Below are 19182 nucleotides of genomic sequence, written 5' to 3'. Positions count from 1 at the left end.
GATGTCCGATACCCGAATCCCGGACTACCGCACCGACCCGTTCTTCGGCCTCGACGACCGGTGGATCGAAACCGCCCCCGGTGAGCTCACGCATTATCACGAGCTGGGAGAAGGCGCACCGGTCCTGTTCCTGCACGGCTCCGGTACAGGCGTGACCGCCGCCGCGAACTGGTGGCTCAACCTTCCCGAACTGAGCAAGGTGGGCCGCTGTGTCGCGATCGACTCCCTCGGCTACGGCCAGACCGTCGTCGCCGACGGAACTGCCTACGGCATCCGGGAATGGGTCCGGCATGCCGTGCGAGTCCTCGACGCCCTCGGGATCGAGAAAACGTGGATCGTCGGGAACTCGCTCGGCGGCTGGGTGGCGTTGCAGTTCGCGATCGATTTCCCCGACCGGCTGCTCGGCATCGTCTCCATGGGTACCGGTGGCGCCCAGCTGACGGGTGCGCTCGCCCAGCATGCCAAGCCCACGCTCACCGAGGCGGGTATCCGTAACACGCTCGAAAAGTTCGTCTTCGACAAATCATTGGTCACCGACGAATTGGTGACCCTGCGCTACCGGTCCGCACTCAACGACACCGCCTCCGACCGGCTCGCCCAGGTCGTGGCCGCTCGCGACCGCGACCGGCACGAACTACCTCTGGATTTCGGCGTACTTGCCCAGCTGGCCGTCCCGGTGCTGCTCGTCCACGGTGTCCAGGATGTCGTCATCCCGGTCTCGCGCACCTGGGATCTACTCACCGTGATCCCGGAGGCGGACGCCCATATCTTCAGCCGCTGCGGGCACTGGTCGCAGGTCGAGCGCGCGGAGGACTTCAACGCCGTCGTCACCCGGTTCCTGACCTCGCACGGCGCCGGGCGATAACGGCGAGGCCGCCGGGAAAGGAATACCGTCATGCCGCAGGCGCTCGTCTGTATGTCCCACAGTCCGCTGCTGCACCACACCCATCCGCCCGCCGAAACCGAAGCGGCGGTGGAAGCGGCCTTCGCCCACGCCCGTGCCTTCGTCGCCGATTTCGACCCCGATATCGTCGTCAACTTCGGACCGGACCACTACAACGGGTTCTTCTACGACCTCATGCCGCCGTTCTGCATCGGTTTCACCGCCCGCGGCGCCGGCGACTACGGTTCCTTCGCCGGTGAGCTCACCGTCCCGGCGGGTATCGCGGAGGAACTGGCCGAATTCGTCCACGAGCGCGATCTCGATGTGGCGATCTCACGGCAGATGGTGGTGGACCACGGCGCGGTCCAGCCGATGGAAATTCTCTATCAGGGCGATGTAGCGGCCAAACCGGTGGTGCCGGTCTTCGTGAATTCCGTTGCCCGCCCGTTCGTGAAGATGTCGCGGGTCCGCCGGTTCGGCGCGGCGGTCGGCGAATACTTCCGCGCCACCGACAAGAAGGTGCTGTTCATCGGCTCCGGAGGTCTATCCCACGACCCGCCCGTACCGCAGATCGCGACCGCCACCGACGCTCAACGCCGCCTGCTCACCGCCGGCCGCAACCCTACCCCCGAGGCGCGGGCTGCCCGGGAGGCCAACACCATCCGGACCGCACAGGAATTCGCGGCCGGCCGGGCCGATATCCAGGATCTGAACCCCGAATGGGACCGGGCCTTCCTCGACCTGTGCTGCTCTGGCGATGTCGAAGGCTTCGACGCCTACGACGCCGGCGAGATGGATGCGGTGGCAGGCCATTCCTCGCACGAGATCAGGACCTGGGTCGCCGCCTACTCAGCCCTGCGGGCCTGCGGCGAATACACCGTGGACTACCGGTTCTACCGGCCCATCAAGGAATATATCGCCGGGTTCGCGGTCACCGCCGCGACCCTGTCACCGGCACGTTCGTAGCTCGTCGGAACGAATATGCGGCCCGCCGCAGGCGGTAGTTGCGCCGCTGAGGCGGTTGTGACCAGGCCACCTCACCGTCGACGGTGGGGTGGCCTTTTCGTCGGTGGTGGGTGGTGGGCACCGTCGGTGGTGCGTGTGGGCGTGGGGCTGTCGCGACGGTGCACCTCTCAGCCGGGGCCGGGCTTGTTGTCGAGCCGTTCAGGATTAAGTATGGTGTTGAGTATGGCGACGAAGAAGATCACGGTAACCCTGCCGGAGGATCTGCTCGAGGAGGTCCGCGCCGATATCGACGCCCGTGGGCTGTCCGCCTATATCGCCGAGGCGGTACGCGCTCAGCGGGACCGGGATCTGCTCGGCGAACTCGTCGATCGGCTGGAACAGGAGCACGGTCCCGTCACTGCGGAGGAAGCGGCCGCGAGTGAAGCCGAGCTGGACGAGTTGTACGCCGAACATATGCGTCGGCGCACCGGTTCCGAACGCGGGCAAGTCGCTTGAGCGCTGCTCGGCGCGGCCTGTCGCGGACTGTTCTGCAGACCTTCGTGCTGGACTGTGAAGCCTTGTCCATGGCTGTGCGCGGCGACCGTGCCATGCTCGCGCGACTGGCAAATGCGCGGCAGGGTCGGGTGGACGTCATCACCTCGCCGATGACATTGATCGAGGCATACGACGGGGCGATAGCTCCCGCGCGATGGAACTGGGTGATCTCCCGGATGCGTATCGCGGATATCGGGAAACCGGAAGCTCGTGAAGCTCAGCGGTTACTCGGTGAGGCCGGGTTGCACGGGCACGAATACGCGATGGACGCCGTCCTGGCGGTGGTCGCCAGGCGGCAACACGGCCTGGTCACCGTGTTCACCTCGGATGCCGACGATATGCAGCGGTTGTTGCCGTCGACGATCCTGGTTCGCGGCCTGTAGCGAGCGGCTCTACTGTTGCCGATTGCGAGCCTGCGATGGTGCTCGACGAGTCGTCGACGGTAGAGGCCGCGCACAGACGGCCTCCCTGCGTGGCGATTCGCGGGATTCATTGCCTGCGCCGGTAGAGTGCCGAACGCATATCACCACGTCAGTAGCTTTTCTCGGTAGCGCGATGCGATGTGATCGGGGTGGCGATGGACAGGCGTTCGATGTTGTCGATGCTGGCTGCGGGGACGGCGATGGCGCTGACCGGATGCAGTGCGGCGCAGGGTGAACCCGCGGCCGCGGATATCCCGAATGCGCCGCAAGCGGCTGGGCAGGCGCCGGTTCGCCCGGCTTTGCTTGCGCCTCCGCCCGGTGGTCCGAAGACGGCCATTGCGCCCGCCACCATTACGGCGCTGCCGGGACCGGGGAGTTGTATGGCGCTCACCGTGGACGACGGTGCGAGCGCGGAGGTCGTCGGTGCGTACATCGAGTTCGCGAAAGACACCGGGGCGCGGTTCACCTTTTTCGTTACGGCCTACTACCCGTCGTGGACGGCGCATCGCGACCAACTGCGTCCGCTGGTGGAATCGGGACAGATCCAGCTGGCCAACCACACCTGGGATCACGCCGATCTGACCGCCCTGTCCGGATCGGCGGTGGCCGACGAACTGTCTCGATGTAAATTGTTCCTGCGCAACACATTCGGTGTCGATGGGATGCCCTACTATCGGCCGCCTTTCGGGCGGCACAATGCGACCGTGGACCGGATCGCCGCCGATCTGGGCTATACCGTGCCGGTGATGTGGTACGGGTCGCTGTCGGATTCCGGGCTGATCACCGAGCAATACTTGGTCGATTGCGCGCGTAAGTACTTCAATCCGCAGGCAATCGTGATCGGGCACGCCAATTTCGCGCCGGTCACCCGCTGCTACGGGCAGTTGGTGGACATTATCCGCGAACGTAATCTGTCCCTGGTGACGCTCGACGATGTGCTCACCGTCGCCTGAGAGAACTCAGGGAATGTGCAGTGGCGGTGCGGGCGGGAAGGTCACGGGCAGGGCGGAAAGGGTGCGGTGCAGCGGGCCGGGGCGCCAGGTCAGTTCGCCGGTGGCGATCGCCAGTTCGAGTTCGGGCAGGGCATCGAGTAGCTGATCGATGGCCTCCTGGGCGACCACGTACGCCGTGTGCTGGGCTGGGCAGGTGTGCGGGCCGGCGCCCCAGGCCAGGTGTGCGCGGTTTCCGGTGTGGTTGCCGGCGCGGATCTCCGGGTCGTTGTTGCAGCCGGCGAGGCTGATCACTACAGGCTGATGCGCGGGCAGCCAGGTATCGCCGACCAGGACCGGCTGGCGGGGATAGGTGACGCTGGCGTTGGGGAGCGGCGGATCGTCGAACAGCACATCGTCGAGGGCGTCACGGGTCGACACGGCGCCGCCGAGCATTTCGTCGGCGAAACGGTCATCGGTCAGCATGAGACTCAACGCGTTGATGATCAGACTCTGCATAGGCCCCATACCGACGCCGTAGAGTGCCAGCACCTGATGCACCATCTCCTCTTCGTCGAACCGGGCGGAGTCGTTCAGTAGGCGGGTGGTGATGTCGTCACCCGGCATCGCGCGTTTGAACGCCACGAGGTCGGCAACTGCCTCGCCGAACATCCGGTTGCCCGCGTCGGCATCGATACCGTCGAAGATGGCGGCGGTCGCGGCGGCGGCGCGCTCACTGATCTCCGGCGGGCAGCCGAGCATCGCGTTGATGACCTCGAAGGTGAGTGGGAACGCATACTCACGAACCAGATCGGCCGAACCGGCCGAACAGAATTTGTTGATCAGCGGGACCGCGAACTGTTCCACGGTGCGGCGCGAGGCGTGCAGGTCGACTCCGTCGAGGGCCGCGGTGGCCGCTCGGCGATACCGGCTGTGCGCGGCGCCGGCGCTACGCGGGGCGTTCGGCCGCCACTGGAGGACCGGTAGTATGGGGCAGTCTGCGGGGATCGTTTTCTCCCAGACGCGGGGGTCGGAGGGGAAACGCTCGGGATCGTTGAGAATCCGCAATGCGCTGCGATATCCGATGACCAGGGTCGCGGGGACTCCGGGGGCCAGCTCCACCGGTACCAGCGATCCGTAGTGTTCGCGCATTTCGCGGTAGGCGCGGTGCGGGTGGGCGGCGAACTCGGCGGTGTACAGCGGGAAGCGCATTTCGACGCCTCGTCCAGGTGTGTTGTGCGCACGCCCGGCGTCCGGCGGGGTGGTCATGGCTTGCTCCAGGCAGGTCTGCGGACAACGGCATAGGAAACGAGTCGTCGGTCCTGGTGGGATCGGGCCTTACCGCGGCGCTGCGGGTTACCGAGATCATAGGACATGTCCGGTCATCGGTCCGGACCAACGTTCCCCTGGTCGATTCGGCGGTCGACCTTTGGCAGTTTGTGCCATATTCTCGCTGGTGCGCCGGGCGGCGGACCACCCACTGCGGATCGGGAGTAGTTCATGGGCAAACTGGACGGCAAGGTCGCATTCATCACCGGCGCAGGACGCGGTCAAGGCCGCAGTCATGCAGTGGGTTTGGCGCAGGAGGGCGCCGATATCATCGCCGTGGATACCACTGCGAAAGTCGACACTGTTCCCTATCCACTCGCCGACGCCGACGATCTGGCCGAGACGGCCCGCTTGGTCGAGGCCACCGGCCGTCGGATCGTCGCCCGCGATGTCGATGTCCGCGATTACACCGCCCTCGCGGCCGCGGTTTCCGAGGGGGTGAACACCTTCGGGCGCCTCGATATCGTGGTCGCCAACGCAGGTATCTCCAGTCCTGCCCCGACGCTCGAAATGAGCGAAGAGATCTGGCAGGACATGATCGATATCAACCTCACCGGGGTCTGGAAAACACTGAAGGCCGCGGTCCCGCACGTGATCGACGGCGGCCGCGGCGGTTCGGTCGTGATCACCAGTTCGCTGGCAGCGGTCCACGCCAACGAGAACACCGCGCACTATTCGGCCTCCAAAGCCGGCCTGGTGATGTTGATGAAGGTGCTGGCCAAAGAGGTGGCCCCGCACAGTATTCGGGTGAACACGGTGCACCCGTCCACGGTCGCCACCCCGATGATCCTCAACGACGCGACCTACCGGCTCTTCCGGCCGGATCTGGAGAACCCGGCCCGCGCCGATTTCGAGGAGGCGGCCCGCACCCTCAACCGCCTCCCGGTCGCGGCGGCCGAACCGCAGGACATCACCGATACGGTGCTGCACCTGGTCTCCGACGCTGCCCGCTATGTCACCGGAACCACCCAGATGGTCGACGCGGGCGGGTCGCTGTAAGCGGGCTTCACCTCGGCCTGCGGCACCGGATGCGGTCGCGATAGTTTTCATCGAGCCGATCGGTCCCTGCGATGCCTCGATGCCGTCCGTGCCGAAAGGTGTCCCGCGCCGGGGTGCGGTTCCGGGCTAACCCTCGGGGTAGAAAACGAACAGTGTGCAGCCGGTGGTGGTGGCCGGTACGTGCCACGACCCGGCGGGTGCGTGCAGGAAAGTGCCCGCCGGGTAATCACGGGCGCCGTCGTTGAACGTGCCCGCGACCACGTAGACCTCTTCGGGGCCGGGTTCGTGGATATCGCGGTGCGGCCACGACGTGCCCGGGTCCATCTCCAGCACCTGGGCGTGGGCGCCGGATGGCCCGCGCCACAGCGGGCGTTGCCGGATTCCGGGGAACAGTTCACGCGCCGGGGCTTCGGTGACGGCAGATGACGTGTAGCCGGGCTGGGTGAGGATCTCGGAGTGCATGGGGTCCACAGTGCCGCGCTCGGCGGAGCGCGGAAAGTGTCCGGAGTGACACCATCGGGTACTTTTCTGCCATGCATCGTGTGGTGGCCTTGGTGCGGCCGGTGCAGTCGACTTTCGAACTCGGCTGCGCCGTGGAGGTTTTCGGCACCTTCCGGGAAGGGGTGCCGCAGTACTACGAATTCGAGGTCTGCACGGAACTCCCCGGTCAGGTGCCGACAACGGCCGGATATGCGATATCGGTGGACCGGGGCCTGGGAGCGCTCACCCGTGCCGATACCGTGCTCATCCCCGGGTGGTCCCCGGTGGAGGCGCCGCTGTCCGCGCCGGTGCGACGTGCACTGGTGCGGGCACACGATCGGGGTGCACGGCTGGTGACGATCTGCTCCGGAGTGTTCGCGCTGGCCCGGACGGGGCTGCTGGACGGCCGGTCGGCCACCACCCACTGGGCTCGCACCGCGCAGCTCGCACGTGAGTTCCCGCTGGTACGGGTGGAGCCGGATGTGCTCTACGTAGACCATGGCGATATCGCCACCAGTGCGGGGGCAGGTGCGGGTATCGACCTGTGTCTGCACCTCGTCCGGAAGGACCACGGCGCCGCGCACGCGGCGCTCCTCGCGCGGCATATGGTGATGCCACCGCATCGAGAGGGCGGCCAGGCGCAGTACGCACCACCACAACAGCCCGGGGATGCGCTCGACGGCCTCCTCGAATGGGTTGCTGCACGGCTGGGGTCACCGCTGTCGGTAGGTGATATGGCGTCATATCTCAGTGTTTCGCAGCGAACCCTGGCCCGGCGCTTCGCCGACCGGCTGGGTACCAGCCCGGGTGCATGGCTGCTGGCGCGCCGGGTCGTCGAGGCTCGCAGACTGCTCGAGGAAACCGATCTCCCGGTTGAGGTGATAGCTGTCCGCGTCGGGCTCGCCTCGGCCGTCAATCTGCGCCGCCGCTTCCGTGCCCACGTCGGCACCACTCCCGGCGCCTACCGGCGGGCATTCCGGGTCGGCTGAAGCCTTCCCGTGTACCGGCGTGGCGATGTGGTTCGGCCACCCCTACCCAGTCGGCGGCGGGCCCGGGTTTTCTCGCCTATGCCCGGCCTGTGGTGGGGATCGATATCCGGAATCGGTCAGGCCGATTCGGCGAGTTTGTCGATGGTCCAGATCTCGGCGAGCTCGTCGAGCGGGAGTTGTAGTGCCCGGCTCAGCGAGACCACCGTGCCGAAGCTGGGGGAGGGCAGGCGGCCGGTTTCGATTTTGCGCAAGGTTTCCGGGGAGATGCCGGCAGCGCGGGCGACCTCGCCGAGGTCGCGGTCGGCGCGGGCGGCCCGGATCCGGAGGCCGAGGCGGCGACCGGCTTCGATCTGGGCGGGGGTCAGGGGGAGGCGGACCATGGACCTCAGCTTAGAAGTGGTATTAAAGTACCGCAAGAGTTGGTATTGAAATACCGGTAACTGATGGAGGTTGTGATGGTGGAACTGAAAACGCCCGAGGAGATCGAGCGGATGCGGGTGACCGGCGTATTCGTCGCGCAGGCCCTGGCCGAACTGCGAGAAAAGGCCACGGTGGGGATGAACCTGCTCGAGCTGGAAAAAATTGTCCGGGAAAGAATCCGGGAACGGGGTGCGCAATCGTGCTACTGGGATTACGCGCCGTCGTTCGGGCGTGGGCCGTTCCGCAATACGGTTTGTCTGTCGGTCAATGACGCCGTCCTGCACGGGCTGCCATTCGACTACGCGCTGCGCGACGGCGATGTGCTGACCATGGACCTGGCGGTCGGTATCGACGGCTGGGTAGCCGACGCCGCCACCACCGTCATCGTCGGCACACCCGTCCCGGAGGACCAGCGCCTGGTGGGAGCCACCGAGGAGGCCCTCGCGGCCGCGATCGAAGCGGCGCAGCCCGGGAACCGGATCGGCGATATCTCGGCGGCGATCTCCGCCGTCGCGCGCTCCCACGGCTACCCCGTGAACACCGAGTTCGGCGGTCACGGACTCGGCCGCACCATGCACGAAGACCCGCACATCGCCAACCACGGCCGGGCGGGCCGCGGCTTCCGGTTGAAACCCGGGCTGACCATCGCGATCGAACCGTGGTTCGCGAAAACCACCGACCGGATCGTCACCGACCCCGACGGCTGGACCATCCGCTCGGCGGACGGCTCACGCACCGCGCATTCCGAACACACCATCGCGATCACCCCGGACGGGCCGCGGGTGCTCACCACTGCCTGAGCCGAACGCGACAGGCGAAATCAGGTGGCCTGGCTCACCGAGGACATGTGGAAGTCCGGGATCCGCAGCGGCGGCATGGCCGTTCGGGTGAACCAGTCCTTCCATTCGCGAGGAAGTGTCTGTTCGGTCGCGCCGGCCTCGGTGGCCCGGCGTAGCAGACCCAGGGGACTCTCGTTGAAGCGGAAGTTGTTCACCGCTGCGGTCACTTCCCCGTTCTCTACCAGGTACACCCCGTCGCGGGTGAGCCCCGTGAGCAACAGGGTGGTGGGGTCGACCTCGCGGATATACCAGAGCGTGGTGAGTAGCAGGCCGCGTTCGGTGCGGGCGATCATCTCGTCGAGGCTCGCCGCTGAACCGCCCGTGAGCACCAGATTCTGTACCGGGACGGTGGGGGAGGTGCCGTAGTCGGCGGCAGTCGCGCGCGGATACACGAGATCGGCGATCGCGCCGTCGCGCAACCAGTCGGCCCGCTGCGCGGCCATACCGTTGTCGAAGACCGAAACCGTTTCCGAGGACGCCTGGGTGGCTACGAACGGGAGACATTCGAGGCCGGGCGCGGCGGGGTCGGAGGCGAGAGTCAGCGGGATATCGGTGAGTTTCTCCCCGATTCGCGTACCGCCCGGAGCGGCGAACGCCGTATGGCCCTCGTGCGCGCCGCGGCCCTCCATCGACCAGTACATACAGATCAGCAGATCGGCGACGGCCGACGGCGGCAGCAGGGTTTCGTAGCGACCGGCCGGCAGTTCCACCCGCCGCGCCGACCAGTCGAGTCGCCGGGACAGCTCGGTGAGCAGGCCGGGGGTGTCCACATCGCGGAAATCGGTGGTTCCGGCGCCCACCCAGGCGCTGGCCGGTCGCGCACCTGCGCCGCGTTTACCGTTGATCTCCACCGACCCGGTGGGCTGGGTGTAGCGGCGGCGGACACCGGTGGAGGTGCCGAGCCAGGTGGTGTGCACCTGGTGGTGCGCGAAACCGTAGAGTCGATCAGCGCCGTCGAATCCGGTGGACAGATCGGCCGCCAGGCCGGAGAACACCTCGATACCGGTGCCGCCGCCGGATTGCTCCCAATCCGGCGCCGTACCCTGCGCGTTGAGCAGCGGCATCGCGTCACGGGCAGGTTCGGCGGCCGCGGCGGCGTCTTCGCTGGCCCGCACCACGGCCTCGATATCGGCGGGATCCACGCTGGTGGAGGCCACACTGCCGACCCGCGCCGACCGCGGCCCGTCGCGCAGCACCGAGATCACCGACCAGCGCCGCGCCACCGAAGTACCGTTGGTGGTCATGGAATTACCGGCCCAGCGCAACGACGCCTCGGCTTCGTCGGTGACGATCACCATTGCCTCGTCGGCCCGGGACAACCCGAGTGCCCGCTCGACCACCGCGTTCGCGGGCAGAACCCCTGCGCCGGTCAGTACCGTCATTGCCCTGCCTCCGTCCGCGTGTTGAGCACATTCACACCGCGCACCAGGACCGAGGGGCAGCCGTGACTGACAGCCGCCACCTGTCCCGGTTGCGCTTTACCGCAGTTGAACGCGCCGCCCAGCTGCCAGGTCGAGGGGCCGCCGACCGCCTCCATCGAACCCCAGAAATCCGTGGTGGTGGCCTGGTAGGCCACATCGCGAAGCTGCCCGTCCAGTTCGCCGTTGCGGATCCGGAAGAACCGCTGGCCGGTGAACTGGAAGTTGTAGCGCTGCATATCGATCGACCAGCTCTTATCACCCACTATGTAGATACCGTCGGCGACCCGTGAGATCAGTTCTCGAGTGCTGGTGTCGCGCTCCGGGTCCGGCTGCAAGGACACATTCGCCATCCGCTGGATAGGCACATGATGCGGGGAATCGGCATAGGAGCAGCCATTGGACCGCTCCAAACCCAGGCGGGGCGCGAACGCGCGATCGAGCTGATAGCCCACCAGCACGCCGTCGCGGACCAGATCCCAGCGCTGACCGGCCACCCCCTCGTCGTCGTAGCCGACGGACGCCAGACCGTGCCGCTGCATCCGGTCGGCGGTGACGTGCATGATCGGCGTCCCGTATTGCAGTGTGCCGAGTAGGTCGGGGGTAGCGAACGAGGTGCCGGCGTAGGCGGATTCGTAACCGATGGCGCGGTCGTATTCGGTGGCGTGACCGATGGATTCGTGGATGGTGAGCCACAGATTGGTGGGGTCGATCACCAGGTCGGTCGGTCCCGGAACCACGCTCGGGGCCTTCACCTTCTCGGCCAGCCATTCCGGGATCCGGCCCAGCTCCGTATTCCAATCCCACACACCGTCCGCGCCGGTGACGTATTCCCAGCCCCGTCCGACCGGCGGCGCCAGCGTCCGCATGGTCTCGAACGCGCCGGACGCGGTATCGACCGTGACCGCTTCCAATCCGGGCTCCAGGCGCACCCGCTGCTGGATGATCGCCGAGCCCGCGGTGTCGGCGTAGTAGGTCTGTTCCTTGACTTGCAGCAGGGTCGCCGTGACGTGATCGACCCCGTCGGCGGCCGACAAACGCCCCGAATAATCCTGTAGCAGGGCTACTTTGTCGGTAGCGGGGATGGTGAAGGGGTCGATCTCGTACGCCGAGACCCACTGCGCGTTGCCATAGCGGGGTTCGTCCGCCAACGCGACCCGCTCCCGGTTCAGCGCCCGCAGACTCGTCGCAACGGCCACTGCGGAACGAGCGACCTGGGCGGCGGTTTCCGGATTCAACACCGCGTGCGAGGAGAAACCCCAGGTGCCGTCCACGATTACTCGTACCGCGAACCCCAGTTCCACGGTATCCGTCAGCGCCTCCACCCGGCCGTCCCGCAATCTGATCGACTGCGTACACAGTCGGTGCACCCGCAGATCGGCGTGTTCCGCACCTGCCGCGCGGGCCGCGGACAGTGCCGCATCGGCCAGACTCTGCAACGGCAGGCCCGCGAATTCGGGATCGATATCGTGCCCGCAAGATTGCCCGCCGGGTTCGGTGGACGTCGCCATGTTCACTCCGCCCAACTTACCCAACCGGGGAGCATTCCCGGTGTCTGCTCGATGGAACGTCGGTATCACGACCGCGCCGGGAGAAATTGCGATCCCGGGCGGGCTCGCGCCGCTGCACGGCCCGGAGGGCTCCCCGGCCGGTCGTGTGATGCCGGCCCGGCCCCGCACCTCGTACCCGCGGCTACCGGGCCCACTTTCGGGGGGCGATGTCGGGGAGCTCGATCGGTGGGCTCGACCGCGGTCAGTGTTCCCGGGACGGACCGGCTACCCCGTGCAGCAAGGTATCGATTACCCGGCGGGCGAGAGTGTCCGGATCGGCCGAGGTTTCGGGCCCGGTGTCGCCGTGGACCGTTTCGGTGATGAGTGCCAGGTAGACGCGCCGGACCCATTCCAGGTTCGCTTCGGCCGGGAGGACTCCCTCGGCTCGGGCCCGGCGGAAAGCGGCGTCGCATTTGCCGAACACGGCGGCCCGTATTTCGGCTACCTCGCCCTCTGCAGGGCCCACGCGGTCAAGGGCGTACGCGGCACCGTGTTTGATCGCGATGACGTTGGCAGTGGCCTGGTGCAGCGCCACCAGTGGCGGTGCGGTGTGCGGGCGCGCGGCGTCGACGGCCGCGTCCATCCGTCGCCACGCCTCGATCGCCATGACCCGGATGAGGTCCTCGCGGCTGGCGAATCGGCGGTGCACGGTGGTTCGCGCGACTCCTGCTGCCTCGGCGATCTGCTCCAGCGTCGCGTTCGGATTCTGGCCGAGGACGCGTTCGGCGGCGTCGAGGATGGCGCGCACGGTGCGTTCGGCGTCGGCGCGCAGTGGTCGCGCAGCAGGGGGCGGGTGCATGGGCTCCTCTCAGCGGAATTGCAAATAGTCTACATAGCGGAAGCAAGTCAGATGGTATCTGCAACATTTGTGTTGCAGATCGTGGATGAACTGTTACTGTGAAGTGCATGAAATCGAAAGAGTCCGATATCGAGCGGCCGACCGGAACCGCTCTCGTCACCGGCGCCTCGTCGGGAATCGGGGCCGAGTTCGCCGCCGCACTCGCTGTCCGGGGGCACGATCTCGTCCTCGTCGCACGCTCGGCAGCTCGTCTGGAATCGCTGGCCGCCGAATTGCGCGGCAGGCATGGTGTCGAAGTCGAGGTGGTCGTTCAGGATCTGGCCGAACCAGGGGCCGCCGAACGGGTCGTGACCGAGCTTGCCGCGCGAGGTCTTTCGGTCGACGTGCTCGTCAACAATGCCGGCTTCGGCAGCGCGGGCCGGTACGAAGATATTGCCGCCGAAACAGACCACGGCCAGCTGATGGTCAATGTTGTTGCGCTGGAGGGTCTTACCCACCGGCTGGTCCCGGCTATGGTGGCGCGTGGGCGCGGGGAAGTGATCAACATCGCGTCCACTGCGGCGTTACAACCCGCCCCGTACTTCGCGACCTATGCCGCGGGTAAAGCTTTTGTGCTCAATTTCAGTCTGGCGCTGTGGAGCGAATACCGCGATCGCGGTATCAAGGTGCTCGCGGTGTGCCCAGGTCCCACCGAAACCGGATTCTTCGAGGTCGTGGGCACCCGCGATGCTGCCGTAACCGGCTCGATGGGCACGGCGGCCGAAGTCGTGCAAGCGTCGTTGCGGGCTCTGGCGCGTAACAAGGGCTATATCGTTCCCGGCCGCCAGAACTTCGCGGCCGCGCACCTGATGCCGCGACGGCCACGCACCCTGGTGGCCCGAATTGCGAAGCGGGTGACGGCGGCGGTCGCCGAGGCAGCAGGGAAACACGCTCATCAGGAGACTCCGGCCCGGCCGGTCCGTCCCGCTGTGTGATCGGATCGGGTGACCGGCCGGGAATGCAGGGCTCAGCCGAACTGCTGCCAACCCAGCCGGATCACCATCACCACCACGACCACGAGCAGCACCATACGAACGAATTCCGCCCCCCGGGCCAGCGCCATTCTCGACCCCATCACTGCCCCCGCAATATTGGCGACGGCCATGGCCGCACCCAGCGCCCACAACACATGGCCGGTGAATCCGAAGAAAATCAGCGCACCGATATTCGACCCGCAGTTGATCACCTTCGCCATCGCGGCGGCGCGCACGAATTCGGTACCCAGCAGGGTCGCGAACGTGATGATGAGGAAGGTTCCCGTCCCCGGGCCGAGCAGGCCGTCGTAGGCGCCGATCAGTCCGGCGGCCAGTGCGATCACCAGTATCGCTTTGCGGCGCGACGGCGGGTGGGTCGCCAGGGTGATACCGATCGACGGCCGGGCCGTGACGAAAACCACCACCCCCACCAGCACCACCAGCACGATCGGGATGAACAGGTCGCGATCGATCAACGAGACCGCTGCCGCGCCCGCCGCCGCGGTGATCGCCGCCAGCACCGCGGCCGGAACCAGCAGCCGCCACTGCAGCGGAACCTTGCGGGCGAAGGTGACCGCCGCGGTCGCGGTACCCGCCACCGCGGCGAGTTTATTGGTCCCCAGTGCAGTCTGCGGCGCGATACCGGGCACCACCAGCAGCAACGTCGGCAGCACGATCAAGCCCCCGCCACCCACCACTGCGTCGACCCAGCCGGCGGCTGTCGCCGCGGACAGCAGCACCACCCAGTCGGTCACATCCATCATGCGTACGGGCTGTTGGTGGCAAAAGGGAGAATGACCAGCGGAGATGATGAGCGCACGACAAGCGAGGATATACAGCCGGGCCTACGGGGAGGGGCCCGGCACCAGCTCGGCAGCTCGGTGGCGGTAATCCGTGCCCGGGGGGGGTGTGGACACGGCTGCGGCAGCCGGCCGGCGTCTCGGCTCTAGGCTGGTCGGGTGCGCCGGTTCAGCCTGTGGCTTCGAGACAAACCTGTCGTCGCCGATTCGACACTCGCACTGTTACTGCTGATCCTCGATCTGGTGATCGCCCGCGACAGCACGAACCCGGCCGCGTTCCTGGTGTTCTCCGTGCTGGTCCCGTTGCCGATCGCCTTGCGGCGGGTCTATCCGCGGGCGATGGCGGTGACCTTCATGGTGCTGTCGTTCTGCACCAGCACCATCGGCTATATCGTCGGTGATCCTACGGTGCACGCGGCGCTGCTCGGACACGGGATCATGCTGTACACGCTGGTGGCGTATGTGGGTCGCCGCGAAGGATTCTGGTACGCGCTGGCCCTGGTCGCCGATACCGCTTACGGGATGGCGGTGGTGACCGGATTCAAACTCAGCGATCTGGCCTTCGTGGGTATCTACTTCGCCTTCTGCTGGGTGCTGGCCGAGTTCGCAGGCGCCCGGCGCGCTTACGACGCCGAGGTGGCGGCCCGGCATGCCGTCGCCGAGTCCGAACGGGAGCGCCGTGCGCACGACGCGGTGTCGGCCGAGCGCACCCGCATCGCCCGCGAGCTGCACGATGTGGTGGCGCATGCGGTGAGCGTGATGATCGTCCAAGCCGACGGCGCCCGCTATGCGTTGCGCACCGCCCCCGACACCACCGAACAGGCTCTGGTGACCATTGCGGGCACCGGGCGGGAGGCGTTGCGTGAGCTGCGCCGCACTGTTGCACTGTTACGCACCGAACACGCACCCGATCAGGTGCCTCAGCACGGCACAGCCGGTCTGGCGAAAGTGGCGCAACTCATGCGCGACGCCGGTCTGGCCGTCGAGCTGGAGCTCTCGGGTGAACTGGACGATCTCGCCCCCGAGGTCGGGCTGGGCGTGCACCGCATCGTGCAGGAAGCGCTGACCAACACCCTCCGGCATGCCGGAGCCCATCCGAAGGCATGGGTCCGGGTCCACCGGCATACCGGCGATGTCGACGTCGAGGTCACCGACTCCGGTGGGGTGCCGGTGCACCCCGAGGCACGGATCCAGGGCAGCGGTCTCGGATTGGCCGGAATGCGGGAACGGATGGCGGTGCTCGGCGGCAGTCTGGAAGCCGGCCGTACCGCGGAGGGGGTGTGGCGAGTGCATGCCCGGATCCCGCTGGCCGCACCGGATACGGAATAACCGGCTGCCCCCACTACATTGGTGTCCGTGCCGATCACCGTGCTCGTCGTGGACGACCAGGAACTGATGCGTGTCGGCCTGAAGATGGTGCTCGGCGCGCATCCCGATCTCGAAGTGGTCGGCGAGGCCGAGAACGGGGCCACCGCCATCAGCCGAGCCGCTGAACTGAAACCGGATATCGTGCTGATGGACGTCCGGATGCCGGTGGTCGACGGCGTCACCGCCACCGGCCGGATCCTCGAGGCCGGACAGGGCACCCGGGTGCTGGTGATGACGACGTTCGACCTCGACGAGCACGCATTGGGCGCGCTGCGCGCCGGGGCCAGCGGGTTCCTGCTCAAGGACACCCCGCCCGAGGACCTGGTCTCCGCCATCCGCAGCGTCGCGGCCGGGGATGCGGTGGTTTCGCCGAAGGTCACCAAACGCCTGCTCGACCGCCTGATCGCGGAACAGCCCGCGCCGTCCCGCGATCCTTCGGTCCTGGATGTCCTCACCGCGCGGGAACGGGAAGTGCTGGAAGAAATCGCTGCGGGCCGGTCGAACGCGGAAATCGCGGGCCGGTTGTTCCTGTCCGAGGCGACGGTCAAAACCCATGTCGGCCGGGTGCTGACCAAACTGGACCTGCGCGACCGTGTCCAGGCGGTGGTGCTGGCCTACGAAACCGGGTTGGTCCGGCCCGGCGGTTGAGGGCGCCGGGAGCAAAACGGACATCTCGTGCGTTGTACGGGTAGTCCGACCGAAAGGTTCGCCCATGCCCGTCCTCGGCTTCATCGCCTATCTCGTCGTCGAGATCGCTGTTTTCGCCGCCGCCGTCTCCTGGCTCGGTGCGGTTCCGGCGATCCTGCTGCTCATCGCCAGCTCTGCCGCGGGCATGCTGCTGCTCGGCTCCCAGTGGCGTCGAGTGGGTGAACAGTTCCGCCGCGCCTCCCGCGCGGAGATCACCCCGGGTGCCGCGGTCGCCGACGGTGCGTTGGTGGCATTCGGCAGCGTCCTCATGTTCGTCCCCGGCCTGGTCAGCTCGGTGGTGGGACTGCTCATGCTGCTTCCGCCCACCCGCGCGCTGTTCCGTCCGGTACTCGCCGCCGTGGCCGCCCGCCGGGTCGCCAAGCTCGCCGCGACCATGCCTCGGCAGTATGGGACGGTCGTGGACGCCGATATCGTCGACGGCGTTGTAGTCGATGAGTGGTACACCGATGAGCCGGCGCGCTCGGCGATCGCGCTGGAGAAGCGCGTGGTTTCCGCCGACGGTTTCGATGCAGGTCCGCGCAGCTGATCAGCGGCGCCGACCTGGCCGGCAGCTTACTTCGGTTTCGTGTGGCCTCGGCCGGTAATACTTCGGTGACCCAGGTGTATTCCGGTCCGCGCTGCGGTGCCGAATCAACGTCCGGACCGGTCCGCGCGCTCAAGAGCCGGTGCGTGGGACTTCCTCGTCGGACAGCGCATACTCGCCGCGTTCCAGTCGGTCGAGCACACCCGAGGTCCAGCCGGTGAGGTTGTCGAAGACACCGCTCCACAGTTCGAGTAGGTCGGGGAAGTGCGGAGGTTCGTGCCGGCCGGGGTAGTCGGCGATCATGGCGAGCAAATCCGTGCGGATGGTTTCGCTGCGGGCGCGTTGTTCTTCGAGTCTGGCGACCACCTCGGCGCGGGGGAGTGCGTCCATGAAGGCGATGCCGGCCCCGAGTTCTTCCATATCGACGCTGGTGAGCGCGGCGTCGAGGCGTTCGAAGAATTCGATTTCGCCGGTCGGGGTGAGTTCGAAAAGGGTGCGGCCCGGCCCGCGTCCACCGCCTTCGGTGCCGAGGGTGTGCAGTTTGCCTTCCTGGGTGAGTTGCTTGATGGCGTGGTAGATGGAGCCGGGCTGCACATTGGTCCAGGTATCCGCTCGCCAGGACAGCAGTTCGCGGCGGACCGCGTAGCCGTGGGTCGGCTGGTACCGACGCGTTACTCCCAGAACCAGTAGCCGTACCGCCGACATCGGCACTCCTTCCGTCATCGGAACAGTACGGTAATCAATTTTGACTACTAGGCGGGTCGCCACTATCTTCGGGTAGTCAAAATTGATTATTGGAGGGTTCCCATGGGCGATACCGCTGTCCCCGTTATGTCCACCCACGATCTGGCCCGCACCCTGGAGTTCTGGCGCATGCTCGGGTACACGGTCACGCACGAACAGCACAAGCCCTATGTCTATGGCGCGCTACGGGCACACGACTGCGAGATCCACTACTACGGGGCGGCCAACGGGCACGAGCGGCAAGCACAGGAAACGGGTGGGTGCCTGATCATGGTGGACGATGTGGCGGGTCGGCACCGCGATTTCACCGCGGCGCTCCGGGAACGGTATGGGAAGGTTCCCGCCAAGGGCGACGCACGCATCACGCGGTTCCGGCCGGGACAAACCCGGTTCAGTGCGGTCGACCCGGACGGCAATTGGATCACCTACATCCAGGCGGACGAACCGGACGATGCGGTCGACTACGGCGGCTCGGCCGAGCTGTCCGGTTTGGCGAAGGTTCTCGACAACGCCCGCATCCTGCGGGATTACAAGATCGACGACGCAGCCGCGGAACGGGCGCTCGAGGCCGGGCTGCGCCGCCACGGGGCCGACGCGAGCCGGATCGACCGGGCTCGGGCCTATGCAGCGCTCGCCGAACTGGCCGTGGCGCTGAAAAACCCGGCCAAAGCCGATGCGCGTCGCGCCGATCTGGCGGCTCTGTCGCTGACCGAGTCCGAACGAGCGGAACTGGCTACCGAGCTCGATGCCGCCGATGCTCTCACCTCCTGGCTGGACCACGAGGGACAGTGAACGTCGGCACTATCGACGAATAGCCGGGGCGATCAGGGGTCGGTCCGGCAGCTACCCGACTCGCCACCGTTCGCTTCGCCGTGCACAGCGGAAGAGGAGCGGTGAGCGGGCCTGCCGGAGGTCACGCCGGCTGAATCGGTCTCCCGAGGACCGCCGGCGTTTCGGCGAAGATACGGCGGCATGACCGGGCCGGTCCCATGCCCGGTCAGTCCCGAGTCGGCTGATCGGCGGGCGCATCGGTCCGAAGGGTCAGCTCGATACCGACCGTGCCCGTCTTCCCGCGGCGCAGCGTACTGCCCAGTACAACCAGTGGACCCGAAAACCGGTACTTGCGGCGGATCAACTTCCGCACATGCTCGCTGCCGGACGCGTCCAGGATGCGGCCGGTGCCGTGGACCACCTCGCCGTGCGGTTTCCCCTTGTAATCGCAGGGCTGCATGGTCACCTCGGGGTTGCGGCGCAGGCGCTTGACCTTCCAGGAATCGGTGACGGTCCAGACGTACAGCTTGCCTTCCTCGGCCACTGCCCACAGCGGGGTCGGCACGGGAGTGCCGTCCTTGCGGAACGTGGTGAGCAGAACATAGTCGGCGGTGCCGACCGCACCGAGCGTGTTGGTCATGTACGCAGGGTAATTGGACGACCGGCCGAGTGCGGGGCGTGACCGGTCGCACCGGGCG

General features: G+C 67.0%; 22 protein-coding genes. 13 read left to right on the top strand and 9 right to left on the bottom strand.

From position 1 onward, the window contains the following. The first annotated feature begins 1 nt into the window (after position 1). The 5 genes from NS6_RS04565 (at position 2) to NS6_RS04545 (ending at position 3758) form a co-directional block, all read left to right on the top strand. Complete coding sequence (locus NS6_RS04565; protein ID WP_068036735.1) at positions 2–865, top strand: alpha/beta fold hydrolase; 864 nt, start codon at positions 2–4, stop codon at positions 863–865. Positions 866–895: 30 nt separating this feature from the next. Then, on the top strand, positions 896–1849 hold the full coding sequence (locus NS6_RS04560; RefSeq protein WP_068036732.1) for a 3-carboxyethylcatechol 2,3-dioxygenase: 954 nt from the start codon (positions 896–898) through the stop codon (positions 1847–1849). 222 nt (positions 1850–2071) lie between these two features. Further along, entirely contained in the window at positions 2072–2344 is a 273-nt protein-coding gene (locus NS6_RS04555) for a ribbon-helix-helix domain-containing protein (protein WP_068037955.1), read from the top strand. Beyond that, complete coding sequence (locus NS6_RS35620; protein ID WP_068036730.1) at positions 2341–2766, top strand: hypothetical protein; 426 nt, start codon at positions 2341–2343, stop codon at positions 2764–2766. Before NS6_RS04555 ends, NS6_RS35620 begins: the two co-directional genes overlap by 4 nt. A gap of 194 nt (positions 2767–2960) precedes the next feature. Further along, the gene (locus tag NS6_RS04545; RefSeq protein WP_068037952.1) at positions 2961–3758 is read left to right on the top strand and encodes a polysaccharide deacetylase family protein; all 798 of its coding nucleotides are present in this window, start codon (positions 2961–2963) and stop codon (positions 3756–3758) included. A 6-nt stretch (positions 3759–3764) separates the two neighbouring features. On the opposite strand, the gene NS6_RS04540 is transcribed toward NS6_RS04545, so the two are convergent. Beyond that, on the bottom strand, positions 3765–5003 hold the full coding sequence (locus NS6_RS04540; RefSeq protein ID WP_068036723.1) for a cytochrome P450 family protein: 1239 nt from the start codon (positions 5001–5003) through the stop codon (positions 3765–3767). 231 nt (positions 5004–5234) lie between these two features. Here NS6_RS04540 and NS6_RS04535 point away from each other — a divergent pair, with 231 nt between their 5' ends. Beyond that, on the top strand, positions 5235–6062 hold the full coding sequence (locus NS6_RS04535) for a mycofactocin-coupled SDR family oxidoreductase (RefSeq protein WP_068036721.1): 828 nt from the start codon (positions 5235–5237) through the stop codon (positions 6060–6062). A gap of 126 nt (positions 6063–6188) precedes the next feature. Here the strand turns inward: NS6_RS04535 and NS6_RS04530 are convergent, their stop codons facing one another. After that, a complete protein-coding gene (locus NS6_RS04530; RefSeq protein WP_068037949.1) occupies positions 6189–6524 on the bottom strand; it encodes a cupin domain-containing protein in 336 nt (111 codons plus the stop codon). 71 nt (positions 6525–6595) lie between these two features. Between NS6_RS04530 and NS6_RS04525 the strand changes: the two genes are divergently transcribed. Further along, on the top strand, positions 6596–7531 hold the full coding sequence (locus tag NS6_RS04525) for a GlxA family transcriptional regulator (RefSeq protein WP_068036719.1): 936 nt from the start codon (positions 6596–6598) through the stop codon (positions 7529–7531). Positions 7532–7647: 116 nt separating this feature from the next. Here the strand turns inward: NS6_RS04525 and NS6_RS04520 are convergent, their stop codons facing one another. Next, positions 7648–7911 (bottom strand): helix-turn-helix transcriptional regulator, encoded by a 264-nt coding sequence (locus NS6_RS04520; RefSeq protein WP_068036717.1) that lies wholly within the window; start codon positions 7909–7911, stop codon positions 7648–7650. A gap of 75 nt (positions 7912–7986) precedes the next feature. Here NS6_RS04520 and map point away from each other — a divergent pair, with 75 nt between their 5' ends. Next, the gene (gene map, locus NS6_RS04515; protein WP_068037946.1) at positions 7987–8751 is read left to right on the top strand and encodes a type I methionyl aminopeptidase; all 765 of its coding nucleotides are present in this window, start codon (positions 7987–7989) and stop codon (positions 8749–8751) included. 20 nt (positions 8752–8771) lie between these two features. Here map and NS6_RS04510 read toward each other — a convergent pair whose 3' ends face one another. The 3 genes from NS6_RS04510 to NS6_RS04500 form a co-directional block, all read right to left on the bottom strand. Continuing rightward, positions 8772–10172, bottom strand: a complete 1401-nt coding sequence (locus NS6_RS04510; protein ID WP_068036710.1) for a metallopeptidase TldD-related protein — start codon at positions 10170–10172, stop codon at positions 8772–8774. Further along, positions 10169–11719 (bottom strand): TldD/PmbA family protein, encoded by a 1551-nt coding sequence (locus tag NS6_RS04505; RefSeq protein WP_068036708.1) that lies wholly within the window; start codon positions 11717–11719, stop codon positions 10169–10171. The genes NS6_RS04510 and NS6_RS04505 overlap by 4 nt, the downstream gene beginning before the upstream one ends. 241 nt (positions 11720–11960) lie before the next feature. Next, positions 11961–12557, bottom strand: coding sequence for a TetR/AcrR family transcriptional regulator (locus NS6_RS04500; RefSeq protein ID WP_068036702.1), 597 nt, complete (start codon positions 12555–12557; stop codon positions 11961–11963). Between the two features lie 107 nt (positions 12558–12664). On the opposite strand from NS6_RS04500, the gene NS6_RS04495 reads away from it, so the two are divergent. Further along, complete coding sequence (locus NS6_RS04495; RefSeq protein WP_068036699.1) at positions 12665–13531, top strand: SDR family NAD(P)-dependent oxidoreductase; 867 nt, start codon at positions 12665–12667, stop codon at positions 13529–13531. Between the two features lie 32 nt (positions 13532–13563). On the opposite strand, the gene NS6_RS04490 is transcribed toward NS6_RS04495, so the two are convergent. Continuing rightward, positions 13564–14331, bottom strand: a complete 768-nt coding sequence (locus NS6_RS04490) for a TSUP family transporter (RefSeq protein ID WP_068037943.1) — start codon at positions 14329–14331, stop codon at positions 13564–13566. Between the two features lie 198 nt (positions 14332–14529). Between NS6_RS04490 and NS6_RS04485 the strand changes: the two genes are divergently transcribed. The 3 genes from NS6_RS04485 (at position 14530) to NS6_RS04475 (ending at position 16972) form a co-directional block, all read left to right on the top strand. Beyond that, positions 14530–15699 carry a sensor histidine kinase gene (locus tag NS6_RS04485; RefSeq protein WP_068036696.1) on the top strand — a complete coding sequence of 390 codons (1170 nt, stop codon included), beginning with the start codon at positions 14530–14532 and terminating at the stop codon, positions 15697–15699. 27 nt (positions 15700–15726) lie between these two features. Further along, positions 15727–16386, top strand: a complete 660-nt coding sequence (locus tag NS6_RS04480; protein WP_068037940.1) for a response regulator — start codon at positions 15727–15729, stop codon at positions 16384–16386. Positions 16387–16450: 64 nt separating this feature from the next. After that, a complete protein-coding gene (locus tag NS6_RS04475; protein ID WP_068036692.1) occupies positions 16451–16972 on the top strand; it encodes an FxsA family protein in 522 nt (173 codons plus the stop codon). 129 nt (positions 16973–17101) lie between these two features. On the opposite strand, the gene NS6_RS04470 is transcribed toward NS6_RS04475, so the two are convergent. Further along, positions 17102–17674 carry a PadR family transcriptional regulator gene (locus tag NS6_RS04470; protein WP_068036691.1) on the bottom strand — a complete coding sequence of 191 codons (573 nt, stop codon included), beginning with the start codon at positions 17672–17674 and terminating at the stop codon, positions 17102–17104. 102 nt (positions 17675–17776) lie between these two features. Between NS6_RS04470 and NS6_RS04465 the strand changes: the two genes are divergently transcribed. After that, positions 17777–18505 carry a DUF8817 family protein gene (locus NS6_RS04465; protein WP_068036687.1) on the top strand — a complete coding sequence of 243 codons (729 nt, stop codon included), beginning with the start codon at positions 17777–17779 and terminating at the stop codon, positions 18503–18505. Positions 18506–18710: 205 nt separating this feature from the next. On the opposite strand, the gene NS6_RS04460 is transcribed toward NS6_RS04465, so the two are convergent. Continuing rightward, positions 18711–19124, bottom strand: a complete 414-nt coding sequence (locus tag NS6_RS04460; protein WP_068036685.1) for a PPOX class F420-dependent oxidoreductase — start codon at positions 19122–19124, stop codon at positions 18711–18713. Between the last annotated feature and the right edge of the window lie 58 nt (positions 19125–19182).

It is taken from the genome of Nocardia speluncae NBRC 108251 (assembly GCF_001613245.1).
Lineage (GTDB): Bacteria > Actinomycetota > Actinomycetes > Mycobacteriales > Mycobacteriaceae > Nocardia > Nocardia speluncae.
Note: the sequence above shows the minus strand (reverse complement) of the source record. Positions and strands in the feature narration are given on the sequence as shown.